Genomic DNA, 17,136 nt, shown 5'->3' on the forward strand with positions numbered 1-17,136 from the left:
TATGAAAGCCGATGCGCTCGTCAGGGAATATTCCCGTCAGGCCCGTACTCTGCTCAGCGGCAGAGGGGCGCAGAGAGTGAAGCTGCTGCTGATGGGTCAGCACACGAATGACGGCCTGTTTGCCAAACTGTTCATCTATTTCATGCTCTCCATTATCGCCTATCTCTACCTGCAGCCGTTCCTGTATATGATCTCGACGATGCTCAAGACGCTGCCCGACCTGTTGGATCCCACCGTACAGTGGATTCCCAGGTCCCTGGAATGGAGCAATCTGGAACGGGCGCTCAAAGGCATGCACTATTCCCGCTCGCTGCTCTATACTTTGACGCTGGCAGTCATCCCTTCTTTCATCCAGGTATTGATCTGCTCGGTTACCGGCTATGCGCTGGCCCGGCTGCCGTTTCCCGGCAAAAATCTGTTTTTTGCCCTGATTCTGCTTACTTTCCTTGTCCCTCCGCAGATTATTATCATTCCGCTCTATGTGATCTACAGCAAGCTGGGCTGGCTGAATACGCCGCTTGTGTTCATCGTACCTGCCCTGTTCGGGCAGGGGCTGAAGAGCGCGCTGTTCATTATTATTTTCCGGCAGTTTTTCCAGTCGCTGCCCAAAGCGCTGGAGGAGGCGGCGATGATCGACGGCGCCACCATGTTCCGATTATTCTTTCGCATCATCCTGCCGCTGTCGATCCCGGCTTGCCTGGTTGTATTCCTGTTCTCGTTTGTCTGGCACTGGAATGAAAGCTACCTGTCTTCGATGTTTCTGTCGCAGGATTTCACGCCCTTGTCGATCCGGCTGGCGAATCTGGAGACGGAAATATTCGGCAGGGAACCCACCATGGAAATGCTGGCGGTCAATCCCATTACGGAAGGCACGAAGATGGCCGGCGCCTTTCTGATCGTATTCCCGCCTCTGCTGGTGTATATGATTGCCCAGCGCTGGTTTGTCGAAGGCATCGAGCGTACCGGACTTGTGGACTGAGCGGAGCGTGACCGGTGTCATCTCGTCTTGCAGAATTTGAGTTGATTCTTTAAGGGAGGTGTTGGCTGGCGAATCAATTAGTGGGGGAATTTGACGCGCAAGCAATGGTTCACGAAGCAAACAATGGGAGATGAGACAATGAAAACGAGAAAAAGGGCATTATGGTCTTTGGTTATCCTGCTTCTAATCGTCATGACGACGGCTGCCTGCTCAAGCGGCAATAATAAAGGCGGCAATACGAAGAACGAACCGGTCGCGCCGGCAGACACATCCGCCAACACGAAAGGTGAAGGCAATAAGGCTGAAGGGGAAGGGGATAAAACAGACCCGCCTGCCGCTGAGAGCAATGATCCGGTTACGCTGCGTATGGTCGTGTGGGGCCCGCCGCTCTGGACGGAAACGATCCCTGCCAAGTTTCAGGAGAAATACCCGAATATCACGCTCAAGGTTGAAAAAATCGATGGCGGCGACAACGCATCCGTCCTGGAGAAAATCACGGCGCTCAGCGCAGCGGGCACCCCGGCAGATCTGACCTGGATTCCAGCCATTCCGGGATTTATGAAAGACGATCTGCTTGTTGACCTCGGACCTTACATGGAGACAGATCCCGTGCTCTCTAAGGCGCAGTTCTCCGATTCCGTGCTGGATGTCATGAAGTGGAAAGGGAATCTGGTTGCTCTGCCGAGGGCGATGGATGCATATTTTATGTTTGTCAACAAGGATCTGCTCGCCAAGCATGGCATGGATATGCCGACCAAGGACTGGACGTGGGATGAGTTCCGCGAAATGGCCAAGAAAGCGACCGATCCCAATGCCGGCGAATATGGCATTGCTCCGGGCGTGTTCAACTATCAGGCGCAGGCGCAGGCTTACGCGGTATCAAACGGGCTTGCTCCGAATCTGAGCTTCATGGACGAGAATTGGAATCAAAGTCTGCTCACGGATCCCAAGGTGCTGTCCGCTGTCCAGTGGGTTGCCGATCTCGGCTGGGTCGACGGTTCGCGTCCCAATGATGAACAATCCACCAAAGCGGGCGTCGATCCCGCTGGCTGGGGCAGCTGGGTTACTGGGAAATTCGCCTTCGACATCATGGGACAATGGGAAGGTGCAAGCCGCAAGGAAGCCGCGAAGTTCGACTGGGATCTGCTCCCACTGCCCAAGGGCACAGTCAGCCAGGCCGGTTATAACGGCATCTCTCCAATGGGCATTCTCAAAGGCTCGCCGAATGTCGATGCTGCCGTCAAGTTTCTCTCCTGGCTGGTTTCCGAGGACGGACAGCGGGTGCTGATGTCGGACGGTAATATTCCGCTCACTTCCGATCCCCAGATGTGGGATGAATTAACGCAGATTGAAACCTGGAAAGGGAAAAACATCAAGGATGCGGTTACGCAGGAATGCTGCATGAACCGGACACTCATCGGCGAAGAGAAATATATCAACTGGTTTGATGGCGAGATCGGCGGGATTATTAAGAACGGCGGCGATCTGAGTATTTTCCAACGGAAAGCGACGGAGTTTAATACGTATACGACGCAGCTGCGGAAGGAGCTTGGTCTGGAGTAGAGGGGGGACGTGGTTGGTTTGGAGGGGTCGCAGGGACGAGGCTGAGGTCAAGGTCAAGGCTAAGGCTAAGGTCAAGGTCAAGGCACGCTCCGCATGCGGAAACTTCTTCCGATCGCTGTTGTAGCCGGATTTCCTCATTATATAAATGAGTCAAAGGTCGAAATCCGGCTACAAAGGCGAACGCTTCGCTTCTCCAGAATGCTTCCGCCCGCTACGCGCTTCCCCACTCACCACCAACCACTAATTTAAAATGCCCTTTGGCCCGGAGCCAGTGGCTTTGCCAGGCCGAGTTCTCAAGTGCAAGATCAATTTCGAAATCCAATGCATGAACCACACCAAAAGCCAAACCAAAAGCCAAACCAAAAGCCAAACCAAAAGCCAAACCAAAAGCCAAATCAATTCAATAGAGCAAGGGTCAAACCAAGACATTTTGAATAGATCAGAACCAAGATCAGAACCAATGCAGAACCAAGAGCAATGGCAAAACATTATAAAGAATGGGGGATATGAATGACCGAAGCCAAACCTACCAAACAACAACTCGCCTGGCAAGACATGGAGCTCGGCATGTTTTGTCACTTCGGAATCAATACGTTTTATGATCAGGAATGGGGGGATGGCTCGGAGGACCCTGGACGCTTCAATCCCCAGTCCTTCGATCCCCGGCAGTGGGCCGATGTGGCGAAGAAAGCCGGATTTCAATATCTGATTCTCACAGCCAAACATCATGACGGTTTCTGCCTGTGGCCGACCGCCACTACAGACCATTCCGTGAAGTCCAGTCCCTGGAAAGACGGGCAAGGCGATATTGTCCGCGAGGTATCGGATGCCTGCCGGGAAGCCGGCATCGGATTCGGACTTTATCTGTCGCCCTGGGACCGGCACGAGCCCTGTTACGGGGATAAGGAAGCTTATGATACGTTCTACTGCCGCCAACTGACCGAGCTGCTTACGGGTTACGGTCCGCTTGTCGAGGTCTGGTTTGACGGGGCGGGATCGGAAGGGCGGGAGTACGACTGGGCAAGCATTATTGCCCTGGTGGACCGGTATCAGCCAGATGCCATGGTATTCAATATGGGAAGACCCACTATTCGCTGGGTGGGCAATGAGGATGGCGTTGCTCCTTATCCCTGCTGGAATTCGGTCAAGACGGCCCGTCTCAGCATGTTTACGGATTCCATCGCAACCTGGCTGCCCGATACGCCGGAATGGCTGCCGGCGGAATGCGATGTTCCAATTCGCAAGCTGCATTGGTTCTGGCACCCGGACGATGAGGAGCAGCTGAAATCTCTGGATGAATTAAAGGATATTTATTACCGTTCTGTCGGACATGGAACCAACCTGCTGCTTAATCTGTCACCGGACAGCAGGGGATTGCTGCCTGATCTTGATGTTCAGCGCGTGAACGAGCTTGGGCATTGGATCCGTGAAAGCTTCGACCAGCCTATTGCGGCGGTCTCCGGTGAAGGAATCTCGCTCCTCCTGCCTCTGGAGCAGGAGCGGAACCTCCATCACGTTCTGCTGATGGAGGATCTTACCGGAGGAGAACGGATAAGAGAATATACGCTGGAAGCCCGCAGCAGGGGAGAATGGAGAACCATCACCACGGGTACGGCTGTCGGACATAAGAAAATTGAATGTCTGGATGCTGTTCAGGCAGACTGTCTGCGTCTTACCATAACCGCATCGGTAGATATTCCAATTATCCGTCAATTTTCCTGTTTTTAACTTCAGGGCGGTAGGAGTAAGGGGTTTCTCTGCCGAACTCCTGATATAGCAATCGCATCCTGTCTTTATTGCACCCGCCGTGCCGGCATCGTGACCAGTCACCAATCGGCAAGTATTATGGGAGGTGATGAACAAGTGATGATATAACGATTTCAATCGGATAGCTGCGACCCGTCACACGCGATTCCACGTGGAAATGAGGAATGTGGACATGAAAGGTCGTCTTTGCAGTAAGTCGGTGATTCGTCTAATCATCTTATCCTTGTTATGGTCCTCCATCCCAGCCGGCACCGGATTTACTCCCGTTTATGCTTTAGGACCCAATGATCCTTTGCAAGCCTATGCTCTGAATGAAGGCCAAGGCAGCACGACAATTGACAGCGTCAGCGGGAACTCGCATGCAATAAGCGGTACTCCTGCGTGGGTGACCGGCTATACCGGCCAGGCGCTGGCCTTCAATGGACTGAACAGCTCCGTTGTCATGGATGATTTCGACAAACAGTCCTTTACTTTGATGGCATGGATCAAGCCCGCCTCTTACTCCAACAGTCACACGATCATCGGCCAGGGCATTGCCGGAGGCCAAAATAATTTGTTTAACTGGTGGGTCAGCGGCGATTCCATGTTTTTCCTCATGAGCGACTCTTCAGGGAATAGTTACGGCTTGTGGCCTCTGCAGTCGCCGGCCGGCTCAATTCCGCAGGATGTGTGGAGCCATGTTGCGGTTTCCAGGGACGGCAGCACGTACCACATGTATGTCAATGGAGTATGGGTCTCCTCCAAAACCACCTATGCAAGCATTACACAAAGCAGCAATCCTAACCCGCTGCGGATCGGCGCGGTGAACAATTCGTCAGGTCAGGCCACTGAGGTATTTAACGGTATCCTCGATGATGTGCGGATTTATCCGCAAGCGCTCTCTTCCCAGACGATCCTGAACATCAAGCTGGGCCTGGATGTAAGTCCAACCACGTATTACGTGGATTCCGTGGGGGGCAGCGATAGCAACTCCGGTACTTCCGTCAGCAGTCCCTGGAAGACGCTTGCCAAAGTCAATGCGACCACTTTCCAGGCCGGCGATAAAATCCTGTTCAAGGCGGGTTCTTCCTGGACCGGACAGCTGTGGCCCAAAGGCTCCGGGTCAAGCGGTTACCCGGTCGTGGTGGACCGTTATGGATCGGGAGCCAAACCGCTTATTAACGGAGCAGGCCTGTATACCGAGACGGTAAGGCTGTTCAACCAGCAGCATTGGGAGATCAACAATCTGTCCATCACCAATGAGGGAGCACAGCGGGCATCTCGCCGCGCGGTCTGGATCGAAGCGCAGAATATCGGCACAGCCAGCCATATTTATCTCAAGAATCTGGATATCCGCAATGTCAATGGACTGACGGAAGTTCAGGATCTGGAATCCGGCGGCATTATTGTCCGTGTGACCGGGTACGCTGCGCCGACCAAATTTGATGATGTGCTGATTCAGGACAATACATTCACGGATGTCGACAGCACAGGCATATTCATCCGCAGCGACTGGCGCAACCGGGCGACCCGGACGGACGGATCCGGCCCCTGGCTAGGCATGACGCGCGTCGTTGTTCGGGGCAACAGCTTGAACAGGACCGGGGGCGATGCCATCATCATTTGCGAAAGCGCTGCCCCGCTTATCGAATATAATGTGGCGGCGAACAGCTACTATGATTCGGTCGGCTACCATGCCGGAATCTGGGCGATTAATTCGGATAACGCTTTATTCCAATATAACGAAGCTTATCTGACCCGGACGGTTCTGGATGGCATGGGCTTTGATCTGGATGAGCTTTGCGGGAGCTGTATTATGCAGCATAATTACAGTCATGATAACGAAGGCGGGTTTATGCTGCTTGTCGGCCAGCGCGGTCCGGGGACCGGATATGACCAGAATGGAATTGTCCGGTACAATATCAGCGAGAATGACAACTACGCTTTATTCCAATATGTCGGACGACTCCAGAACTACCACATCTACAACAACACCTTCTACACGGCGCCGGGCATGAACGTCCGGTTTGCGATGGCGCCCGACATCAGCAACTTTCCTCAAGGCAGTATCCTCGTCACGAATAATATCATCTACAATCAGGGCTCCAATATGACGTATTACTGCGGCGGCGCGAGCTGCGTCTACGATTATAATGTTTTCTACGGCAATCATGATGCCAGCGAACCCGCAGATCCGCATAAGCTGACTTCCGATCCTCTCCTTACCGCTCCTGGAACGGGTGGCATTGGACGGTCGACAACGGGCGGCTACAAGCTGGCGGCCGGTTCCCCGGCAATCGGCAGCGGGAAGCTTATTTCCGGCAATGGCGGAAGTGATTATTGGGGTAATGCGGTATCCGCAACCTCATCTCCGAACCGGGGAGCTTATAACGGTCCGGGAATTACGGGGAGCTATGCGGCTATTCCCGGACGAAGCATCACGGTTGACGGGATACTCGACACACTGTCCTCTACGCCTGGGATCGATCTGGAATCAGAGGGACAATTTCTGATTACCGGTTATGGCGGCCCCAACGATCTGAGCGGCAAGCTCTGGGTGACATGGGATTCGTTGCGCTTGTATCTTTCGGCGAAAATCAAGGACGATACATTTTCCCAAAGTGCCTCCGGGAGCATGACCTGGCAGGGCGACGGCATCCAGTTTGGGGTTACCCCCGGCGCACCCGGCGTCAGCAGCGCATGGTACGAATACGGGATGTCGCTTACCGTTAGCGGCCCTGAGCTATATCGCTGGTCGTCCATCGGAATGTCGGCGGGACTGGTATCCAACCGCCAGCTGGCGATAAGCCGCAACGAAACGGCGAAGGAAACGATCTATGAACTTGGCCTTCCATGGTCTGAGTTGTCTCCGGTAACATCGAGCTCCGGGCTGTTCAGCCTTTCATTGCTTGTCAATGAAAATGATGGGGCTGGGCGAAGAGGCTGGGTGGAATGGGGAGGAGGAATTGGGGGCACCAAGGATAACGGCGCCTTCAAGGCGGTCCGTCTGACCGGCCCGTGATATCGGCATAGAGGCTTTGACTGGCTAGCTGATACTTGGAACGAATAGTTGAATAATGACGGCTGCCTGCCTGATTCAAGGCGAGGCAGCCGAATTTAAGGAGGTGTGCAATGCGGTTATATGAAAGGCTTACAAGCCGGTTGACAGTCGGGTCACTGGCATTTCTGCTAATGGCGGGTACAATCCTGTTCCAGCCGAAAGCTGCGGAAGCGGCGGTCCTTATGGTGAATGATTCAAATCCGTCCATTTCTTACAGCAGCATGGACCCTGCAAGCGCTGGAAGGGGACTAGGGGATTATGAAGACGATGTGCATTACGCGACCGCCAATGGGGCTTATTTCGAGTATACATTCAGCGGCACCGGGGTGGAGTATATAACAGAGAAATACAGCGATCAGGGAGAGGTGGATATTTATATTGATGGGGTTTTCAAACAGACGGTGAATTGCTTCTCCGGGAGCAGACAGGTTCAAGTTTCCGTATACAGCATCGCGGGTCTGGCGCAGGGAACCCATACAATCAAAGGTGTGAAAAAGAACGGCACGTATATGCTGCTTGATGCCTTGCGCGTGACATATGATTCCGGATCAAATCTTGCGTATCAGAAGCAGGCGATTGTTTCGTCGGTCCGCAGCGGCAATGCCGGGGGCAACGCGTTCGACCAATCTGCATCAACCCTCTGGGAAAGCGATTATTCCGATCCGCAGTGGCTGATTGCCGATCTCGGCCAGCCATATCAGGTGAACCGCGTTAAATTGACATGGGACTCCACCGGGTACGGCAAAGCCTTCCGGATACAGGTATCCCAAAATCTCATCAACTGGACAGATGTATACAGTACTACAACGGGAAATGGCAGTGTGCTGGACACTACTTTTACCGGGGTACAAGGACGTTATGTAAGAATGTATGGCACAAAGCGGGGGAATGCGAACGGCTATGCGGTCAAGGAGTTTGAGGTATATGGGAACTCGGTTTCTTATACACCCCCGGCCGTGGCGCCGCCGGTGCCGCATCTCCCGCTGCCGAGCAGCCAACAGGTTGCGTACCAGAAAATGGAGACCATTGCTTTTGCCCATTTCGGCATGAATACATTTACCAACCGGGAGTGGGGAACGGGAACGGAAAGCCCGAACACATTCAACCCTACTGCCTTCGATGCGAGGCAGTGGGTAAGCAATCTCAAGAACGCGGGCTTCAAGCTGCTGATCCTGACAGCCAAGCATCATGACGGATTTGCCCTGTGGCCAAGCGCATACACGACCCATGACGTGGCGAGCAGCAGCTGGAAGAACGGGCAAGGGGACGTGGTCCGGGAAGTGGCCGATGCCTGCAGCGAATTCGGCATGAAGTTCGGGATCTATGTGTCTCCTTGGGATATGCATGAACCAACCTACGGATCAGGTCAGGCATACAATGACTTCTTCGTCAATCAACTGACGGAGCTGATGAGCAATTACGGCGAGATCAGCGAAATCTGGTTCGATGGCGCGAAGGGGGAAAATACACCGCAGGATTACGATACGGAGCGCTGGTATTCTGTTATCCGCCAGCTGCAGCCCAATATTGTCATCTGGGGTGCCCCCGGCGATGCGCGTTATATCGGGAACGAGGACGGTATTGCAAGTGAAACGAACTGGGCCAAGGTCGTTCCCCAACAGACCGGCAATCCTTATTGGGCGCCAAACCAGTATGGCGAAGGTTTCCCCAATGGCACGGTCTGGCAGTCGGGAGAAGCAGATGTGTCGCTGCGGCCGGGCTGGTTCTATCATGAGTGGGAGGATACCCACCTGAAGAGCCTGGCAACGCTGACCGATATTTACCAGAAATCCGTCGGGCGGGGAGCCAACCTCCTGCTTAATGTTTCGCCGGACCGCAGAGGCCTGCTGCCTGATGGGGATATTGCGAGATTGACAGAGCTTCGCAGCTGGATCAACGCTGCATATGGTGTGAATCTGGCGCAGGGGGCACCGGCGTCTGCCAGCAATGTCAGGGGAAATGCAGCCGCATATGCGGCGGCGAATTTGACCGATAACAATTATGATTCTTATTGGACAACGAATGACGGCGTCACGAGCGCTTACGTGGATATTGATTTTGGAACAACGAAGACCTTTAATGCGGTGACCTTGCAGGAATATATTCCATTGGGCCAGCGGATATCCGGTTTTAATGTGCAGCTATGGAACGGCAGCTCCTGGCAGACGGCAGCTTCCGGCACGACAATCGGGTACAAACGGATTTTGACCTTCCCGGTAGCGACGGCCTCCAAGATCCGGATAGCGGTGACAAGCTCGCAAGCGCCGCCGCTGCTGAATTTTGCCGGCGTTTACCATATCGGCGGAGCCGGTCAGCAACAGGATTCAAATGCGGAGCAGGTCTATGCATTTAATGAAGCAACGGGCTCAACCACAACGGAATCAGTGAGTGCCCAGTCCAAAGCTATTACGGGTACGCCGGTTTGGGTCACAGGCAAATCAGGAAGCGCGCTGCAATTCAATGGGACGGATACCTCTGTTGTAGCGGATTCCATCGTCAAGCAGAACTTTACTTTCGCGGCCTGGATTAAGCCGACCTCTTATAATACGAATCGTATGATCCTGGGGCAAGGTGAATTTGGAAGCTCGGTGAACATGATGAACTGGTGGATTCAGAATGGTCAAATGTATTTTCTGATGAGTGACTCCGCAGGCAACGGATACGGGCTGTGGCCGTTTGTTACGCCAGCTGCTTCCATCCCGCTGAATCAGTGGACACATGTAGCGGTATCCAAATCAGGAAGTCAATTTAAAATGTTTATCAATGGAACGCTCGCCGCAAGCAGGACATCGACGGCCGATATCCCGCAGGTAAACAATTCCCGCCCTCTGCGCATCGGGGGACAGAATGCCGGATCAGGAAGTGCGGAAGTATTTGAAGGGATCATTGACGAGCTGCGCCTTTATCCGCAGACGTTAACGGAGCAGCAGATCTACAATTTAAGCCAATAGCAGTGTGATTCAGGCCTACCGTAACGATCATGCCACTGGAGGTGGAAGAGTTAGATGAAGAGACCGGTTTCATTCGTCCTTATCATTTCAATTGTCATGGCCTGCTTCATTACAGGACCTGTCTCTACGGAAGCAGCCGACAACGCCGAACAGACCGCATCACGAAGCGGCACAACGTATTACATGGACTCCTCAGGAGGCAGCGACAGCAACGCGGGAACCAGTCCAAATAAAGCATGGAAAACTCTGAACAAGGTTAATGCTGTCACCTATCAGCCGGGCGACCGGATTCTGTTCAAGGCAGGTTCTTCGTGGAAGGGTCAGCTGTGGCCCAAAGGCTCCGGATCAGACGGGCATCCAATTGTCATTGACCGGTATGGCTCAGGCAGCAAACCGGTCATTCACGGAGCTGGTCTGTCGGCGGAGACGCTGCGGCTGTTCAATCAGCAGTACTGGGAAATCAGCAATCTGGAATTGACCAATAAAGGAGCGGATCGTCAGACCAGACGCGCCGTATGGATTGAAGCGCAGGATATTGGCATCGCCAGCCATATTTATTTGAAGAATCTGACGATCCGCGATGTGAACGGAAAAACCGGAATAGGCGATCTGGAATCCGGCGGCATTATCGCGCGCGTAACTGGCAGTGCCGTACCGACCAAGTTCGATGATCTGCTTATTCAGGACAATACATTCACGGATATCGACAGTACAGGCATCTATATCCGCAGCGACTGGAGAAACCGGCAGACACGGACAGATGGAACCGGACCGTGGCTTGGCTTCACGAATGTGGTCATTCGGGGCAACAGCCTGAACCGGACAGGGGGAGACGCCATTATCGTATGTGAAAGCGAGTCCCCTCTTATCGAATACAATGTGGCGGCTCACAGCTATTACAATTCCGAAGGCTATCACGCAGGAATCTGGGCAATCAATACGGATAATGCCTTGTTTCAGTACAACGAGGCTTATCTGACCCATACCACTTTGGACGGGATGGGCTTTGACCTGGATGAACTGTGCAATAACTGTGTCATGCAGTACAACTACAGCCATGATAATGAGGGCGGCTTTATGCTGCTTATCGGCCAGCGGGGTCAAGGGGAGGGATATGACCAGAAAGGCATTGTCCGTTACAACATCAGCCAGAATGACCGGCATGCCCTGATTTCCTATGCGGGGCGGATGGATAATTATCAAATATACAATAACACCTTCTATACTTCCCCGGGCATGAAAGTGAAGTTTTCCGACACGCCGGATTACAACAATCTGCCTACGGGGAGCATGAGCATCCGAAATAATATTATCTATAATCAGGGAACAGGAATGTCCTATACCTGTGGCAATTTGACATGTACCTACGATTCGAATACGTTCTACGGCAATCATGATCCGAGTGAGCCGGAGGATCCCAATAAGCTGACTTCCGATCCGCTTCTGATTGGCGCCGGTTCCGGGAGCGCCGGACCGACAGATGGTAACCGCCTCACGGCGGATCCGCTGTTGTACGATTACGGCCTTGGAAGCACCGGAAGGACAACAGTAGACGGATACCGGCTGGCGGCAGGATCTCCGGCTATCGGCAGCGGGGCTATTATTGCCGGCAACGGCGGCAAGGATTATTGGGGCAACGCCGTATCTGAATCTGCGCGGCCTAACCGCGGAGCCTATAACGGCAGCGGCGTGCAGGAAGAGCCGGTGGGCAGCGGCATCAAGAGCTATCTTTATCTGAAAGACGGACATCAGGAGCGTTATATCGGGTCCGCGGAACCACAGCTGTTAACGGTGAAAGCGACTCAGGCTCTGATTGTGGCCGATGCAAACGGTACAAAAACCTATTATCCTGATAAAGATAAACAGGTCTATCTGACCGTTTCCGATCCACCGATCAAGGTGGTCGGATCTATCAGCAGCATGAAGGGAGGCAGCAAATATTCGCTTGTTGCTGAACCCGCATACCGGGGTGACGACATCAGCCTGAAGCTGCTGGTGGACAACAGGGTATCAAAGGCAGTTGTCAGCGGGCAGTTCATCATTGGCATCCGGGTCTTTAAAGTCGAAGCGGCGGCCGGGAAGCTGGCGGAAATTAAACTTGTTATACCCGGATCCTCCGAAGCGGAGGTCCAAACCGTCACAGGCCAGTTATTCATCGGAGGTAAACCGGTAGGGCGACTGACTGCCGGTGTTACGATCAGTGATCCTCTGACCATGGAAGTTGCGCATGTTCTGAAGGAGGATGGCAGCGAGGTATTGCGGATCCATACAGTCAATGTGTCCAACCGGGCCCGGAAGCTGAAGGATATCAGCTGGAGTATCGGCAGCCAGTCGGGAATATTGATGCTTACGGACACGATTGCGGCAGGAGCCGGTCATACGGCGGAGATTTCATTGGCCGGCATGCTGGAAGGGACAAGGAACGCGGTTTCCATGACGCTGCGGACTTCCGATGGGCTCACTTGGCCGTATAGCGGAGAAACGATAACCTCGGCTTCCATGACCAAAAAAACAATTTCGGTTGACGGCAAGCTGGATGATCTGTCAGCAGTTCCTGCAATCGAGCTGCCTGCGCGGGGAGTCGTCCAAATGAGCGGATATGGCGGCGCGGAGGATTTGAGCGGCAGCGTGTGGCTAACCTGGGATGACGATCATCTATATCTATCGGCACGCATCCGCGATAATCTGTTCTCGCAATCGGAAACGGGCGGACAGATTTGGTTGGGCGACGTAATTCAGTTCGGTGCATCTCCTGGAATGCCAGGCGAACATGCAGGCATGTATGAATACGGCATGGCGCTGACTTCAGCCGGACCGCAGCTGTACCGCTGGTCTGCCCTGGAAGGCGAGCCTGGCGCTATCACAAGCGGCCAGCTGGCGGTTGAGCGGAATGAGCAGCGCCGCGAAACTGACTACGAGCTTGCCGTACCGTGGTCTGAGCTTGCACCCATACGTCCGGGTGAAGGGCCGTTCAGTTTTTCATTTCTTGTCAATGACAATGACGGCGCTGGACGAAAGGGATGGATCGAATGGGGCGGAGGCATTGGGGGCAGCAAGGATTCGGGCCTATTTGTCCCCATCCGGCTGACGGGTCCGGTTCAGCGAACGTTGTCCGCCCTTAAGATCAACGAGACGCTGGCCTACAGCGCGTCGCCGGTATCCCTGAGTTTAACGGGGATGTACTCGGATGGGGCTACTGGAATCGTTACGCATGCGCAGTGGACATCAAGCGATCCTGAGGTGGCCGTTGTTCAGAATGGGACCGTTTCATTCACCGGCAAGAAAGGTCCTGTTACTATAACGGCGGCTTACGGGGGAATAGAAGCGACTGTCAGCACCGTCGTGGCTGATTACGACCAGTATTATGCTTTCGACGAGGGGCAGGGAAACCAGGTAACCGAAAGTGTTACCGGTTCAATCTATGCCATCGAAGGAGAACCTGTCTGGGTGGATGGCAAATTCGGCAAAGCGCTGTTCTTCTATGGCAATTCCATCAAGATCAATCCGATCGCCAAAGGAGATTTCACCTTCATGGCCTGGATCAACCCGTTTAGCGATTCGTATAATCATACTATTTTGGGTCAGGGGGTGACGGGAAGCCAGGCCAATATGTTCAACTGGTGGATCAGCGAAGGCCGAATGTATTTCCTGGCCAGCGATGCGGAGGGCAGCGGACATGGCATGTGGCCGTTTAATACGGATGATCATTCCATTGCACTTAATGAATGGACGCATGTGGCCGTCACCCGGCAGGGAACCGAATTCAAATTGTACATCAACGGTGTGAATGTGCTCACCAAGTCGGTTCCGGTTTTGCTGGATCAGACCGTCAATCCCAATCCGTTCCGGATCGGTGCACAGAACGGACCTTCCGGGGGGCCGTCCGAAGGATTCCACGGCGCAATCGACGAGCTTCGGCTGCTCCCGGAGGCGCTCTCTGAAGAGAGGATCCGGCAGCTTGCCCAGCTTTCGGCTATACCTGACCAATCGCCGAAGACCGATGGAAGCGATCCTCTTCAAGAAGAGGATGAACAGCTGGAGCAGGAATCTCCTGCTGCTTTGGAAGATCATGAGAAAATTCAAAATCCTGAAAATGGATAAAGAAGAAGGAGGAACCCAATAATGAGGAATCCACACGTTTTGCAGCGTAGAATCATGTTGATGGTTATAGCGCTCCTGGTCGTCGCCGCAAGCGGTCTCGTCAGCCCGAAACAGGCAGCGGCTGCAACAACAATGATCAATAATTCTAATCCGGCAATTGTCTATCAGAATATGAATCCGGCCAGCCCTGGCAGGGGGCTTGGCGACTATCAGGATGATGTTCACTATGCAACGCTTGACGGCGCTTATTTCCAGTACACCTTTACCGGAACGGGAATTGAATACATCACGGAAAAATTCAGCGATCAGGGTCAGGTGGATATTTATATCGATGGTGTTTTTAAGCAAACCGTCGATTGCTATTCCCTCGCGAGGCAGGTCCAAGTAAGTGTTTACAGCATATCGGGATTGACCTCAGGTACCCACACCATAAAAGGGGTGAAGAAGGACGGGACGTATATGCTGCTTGATGCTTTGCGGGTAACATCGGATACCGCGCCTGTTATCAAGGTAGCCGCTGTCGGGGATAGCATTACAACGGGGAGTTATCCCGCCCAGTTGGGAAGCTTGCTGGGATCCGCCTATGAGGTGCGCGCCTATGGCGTTGGGGGCACGACAATGCTGAAGAACGGCGACCATCCCTACTGGGATACGTATCCTTTCATTGACAGCGGCAATTGGCTGCCGGATATCGTGATTATTATGCTGGGCACCAATGACTCCGCGGCACAGAACTGGCAGTACAAGAATGAGTTCCTGGGCGATTACACGGACATGATTAACCATTACAAGAATCTTTCTTCCTCGCCGACTGTTTACGTTGCGCTGTCTCCGGAGGATTATTGGCCGGGAAATGTCGTATCCAGCGAGGTGGTGCCGCTCCAGATTCAAGCAGCTAACAATACAGGCAGTACGATTCTGGATGTCAATACAGCAACCAAGAATATGGCGCATAATTTTCCGGATAATATCCATCCCAACGAAGCGGGTTCAACTACGATTGCGACAGTTATGTACAACGGAATGAAAGCTGCCGGATTGCCGGCTTTAGTGAATGCCTACGGCAAGACGGAGGCAGAGGACTTTAATTCGAAGTCCGGTTCTGTCCAGGCGGAGTGGAGCAGCGAAGGCAGCCCGAATCTGGGATTTATCGGTACCGGCGATTACGTGGTTTATAATCATTATAACTTTGGCAATGGCGCAACGAAATTTGATGCCAGAATCGCCAGCGACAACACGGTAGGCAGGATTGAGATCAGGCTCGACAGTCCGACAGGAACATTGGCAGGGACGGTATATGGAGTCAATACGGGCTCCTATCAGACCTACACGACTCAACAAACGACGATCGCAAGCGTTACCGGCATTCACAATGTCTATCTTGTATTTACGGCAGGACTGAATTTGAACTGGTTCCAGTTCAAACAATAGAAGCCTATCAATCGGGGCCGTCTCCCCATTTGGGAGACGGTCTTTCTATGCAATCCGGGCTCGGGAGAGGAAAGAAAAAGTGGTTGAACAGGGTATTATTCCTGCTCAACCACTTGCTGTTCCCATCCGATTATATCAGGCGGTCATCTATCTCTTTTACAAGCCCAGCTTATGACCCTTTTCCAGACGCTGAATCTGCTTCTCTCCAGTATCGGCCAATTCCCGGAACTGATTGATGGTGTCGCGCATTTTAGGCAGGGCTTCCTGCTTATAGGTGCTGATTGAATCCAAGGCCGACAGCACATCCGTGAAAGCTTGTTTCAATGTGTCTGCCGAGATGCTGGTTTCAAGCGACTGCTTTTGAATCTCGGCCCCTTGGTTCTTCAGCATTTTTGATGTGTTTGCGATCAGATTGTTTGTCGTCTGGTTCAACAGCTCGATTTTTTTCAAGACAATCTTTTGATTATAGAGGGCGCTTGCGACGGTTACGGAAATTTTCAAGGCCGAAATGGTCACATTCTTCGCCCGGTCTACCCCGCGAATCAACTCTTTGTTATTGCGGATGACCACTTCGATAGCCATAATTCCCTGTTGGTTGACCACCAGCATCTGCTGCAGATCCATTACTCGCTGACGCAGCGGAAACAGCACTTCTTCGGTGATGAAACGGATTTTGTCAGGGTCTTCATTTCGCTGCTTTGCCCCTTCGATTTGCGATTCGACATTTTCATCCATCAATACGCCAAGCTGAATTTCCTTTTGCAGCCTTTTGGTCAAATCCCGTAGTGCCTGCTGCTCGATCTCCAGTGTAGTGTTGTCGTTCTTAAGGGTCGATTTCCCTTTATCGAGGGAAACCACGATATCCGCAATCACGCCATCGGCTTTTTGATATTTGAGGAAATAAGCGCGCAGCGGGTTGAACAGCTTGCCGAGAAAACCTGTCTTGGCAAAGTCTATTGCGCTTGGATCCAAATCCCGCAGCTGAATTTGAAGCTCAGTCAAGCCCTTGGCAACTTGACCGCCTTCATCTCCCGTTTTCGAAAGATTACCTACCGATACTTGAAGCAGCGTATTTTTATCCGAGGACATCTTCATCGTCTGGAGTCCAAAGGTATCGATGGATTGCAGAATTTCTTTGCGTTTCTCAAGCGAATCCATATCCAGCGCCATAATCGTGGCCACATTGGAATCGGCTACCTCCTTGAGCTTCGCAACTTCCTCGGGAACCGGCTTAACCTCTTGTTCAATCGCAGCCTGAATCTCTTCCGGACTTGCCACTTCCATTGTAAATGACATGGTCATCC

At 52.9% G+C, this 17,136-nt stretch carries 8 protein-coding genes; 7 read left to right on the forward strand and 1 reads right to left on the reverse strand.

Annotated elements, in window-relative coordinates:
- The first annotated feature begins 1 nt into the window (after position 1).
- The 7 genes from IEY46_RS03010 to IEY46_RS03045 all read left to right on the forward strand — a co-directional run bounded on the left by IEY46_RS03010 (position 2) and on the right by IEY46_RS03045 (position 15,832).
- On the forward strand, positions 2–979 hold the full coding sequence (locus IEY46_RS03010) for a carbohydrate ABC transporter permease (RefSeq protein WP_188988991.1): 978 nt from the start codon (positions 2–4) through the stop codon (positions 977–979).
- Positions 980–1,117: 138 nt separating this feature from the next.
- On the forward strand, positions 1,118–2,542 hold the full coding sequence (locus IEY46_RS03015; RefSeq protein ID WP_188988993.1) for an ABC transporter substrate-binding protein: 1,425 nt from the start codon (positions 1,118–1,120) through the stop codon (positions 2,540–2,542).
- A 510-nt stretch (positions 2,543–3,052) separates the two neighbouring features.
- Positions 3,053–4,270 (forward strand): alpha-L-fucosidase, encoded by a 1,218-nt coding sequence (locus tag IEY46_RS03025; RefSeq protein ID WP_188988997.1) that lies wholly within the window; start codon positions 3,053–3,055, stop codon positions 4,268–4,270.
- 211 nt (positions 4,271–4,481) lie between these two features.
- Positions 4,482–7,310 (forward strand): LamG-like jellyroll fold domain-containing protein, encoded by a 2,829-nt coding sequence (locus IEY46_RS03030; RefSeq protein ID WP_188988999.1) that lies wholly within the window; start codon positions 4,482–4,484, stop codon positions 7,308–7,310.
- 110 nt (positions 7,311–7,420) lie between these two features.
- A complete protein-coding gene (locus IEY46_RS03035; protein WP_188989001.1) occupies positions 7,421–10,300 on the forward strand; it encodes an alpha-L-fucosidase in 2,880 nt (959 codons plus the stop codon).
- A gap of 54 nt (positions 10,301–10,354) precedes the next feature.
- On the forward strand, positions 10,355–14,401 hold the full coding sequence (locus IEY46_RS03040) for a LamG-like jellyroll fold domain-containing protein (RefSeq protein WP_188989003.1): 4,047 nt from the start codon (positions 10,355–10,357) through the stop codon (positions 14,399–14,401).
- 21 nt (positions 14,402–14,422) lie between these two features.
- Entirely contained in the window at positions 14,423–15,832 is a 1,410-nt protein-coding gene (locus IEY46_RS03045; RefSeq protein WP_188989005.1) for a carbohydrate-binding protein, read from the forward strand.
- A gap of 156 nt (positions 15,833–15,988) precedes the next feature.
- Here the strand turns inward: IEY46_RS03045 and IEY46_RS03050 are convergent, their stop codons facing one another.
- Entirely contained in the window at positions 15,989–17,128 is a 1,140-nt protein-coding gene (locus IEY46_RS03050) for a toxic anion resistance protein (protein ID WP_188989007.1), read from the reverse strand.
- Between the last annotated feature and the right edge of the window lie 8 nt (positions 17,129–17,136).

It is taken from the genome of Paenibacillus nasutitermitis, from assembly GCF_014641075.1.
Lineage (GTDB): Bacteria > Bacillota > Bacilli > Paenibacillales > Paenibacillaceae > Paenibacillus_Z > Paenibacillus_Z nasutitermitis.

Excerpts from the sequence above, each read along its gene's own strand:
- IEY46_RS03010 (WP_188988991.1), top strand. The coding sequence starts at position 2 with ATGAAAGCCGATGCGCTCGTCAGGGAATATTCCCGTCAGGCCCGTACT.
- IEY46_RS03015 (WP_188988993.1), top strand. The coding sequence starts at position 1,118 with ATGAAAACGAGAAAAAGGGCATTATGGTCTTTGGTTATCCTGCTTCTA.
- IEY46_RS03025 (WP_188988997.1), top strand. The coding sequence starts at position 3,053 with ATGACCGAAGCCAAACCTACCAAACAACAACTCGCCTGGCAAGACATG.
- IEY46_RS03030 (WP_188988999.1), top strand. The coding sequence starts at position 4,482 with ATGAAAGGTCGTCTTTGCAGTAAGTCGGTGATTCGTCTAATCATCTTA.
- IEY46_RS03035 (WP_188989001.1), top strand. The coding sequence starts at position 7,421 with ATGCGGTTATATGAAAGGCTTACAAGCCGGTTGACAGTCGGGTCACTG.
- IEY46_RS03040 (WP_188989003.1), top strand. The coding sequence starts at position 10,355 with ATGAAGAGACCGGTTTCATTCGTCCTTATCATTTCAATTGTCATGGCC.
- IEY46_RS03045 (WP_188989005.1), top strand. The coding sequence starts at position 14,423 with ATGAGGAATCCACACGTTTTGCAGCGTAGAATCATGTTGATGGTTATA.
- IEY46_RS03050 (WP_188989007.1), bottom strand. The coding sequence starts at position 17,128 with ATGTCATTTACAATGGAAGTGGCAAGTCCGGAAGAGATTCAGGCTGCG.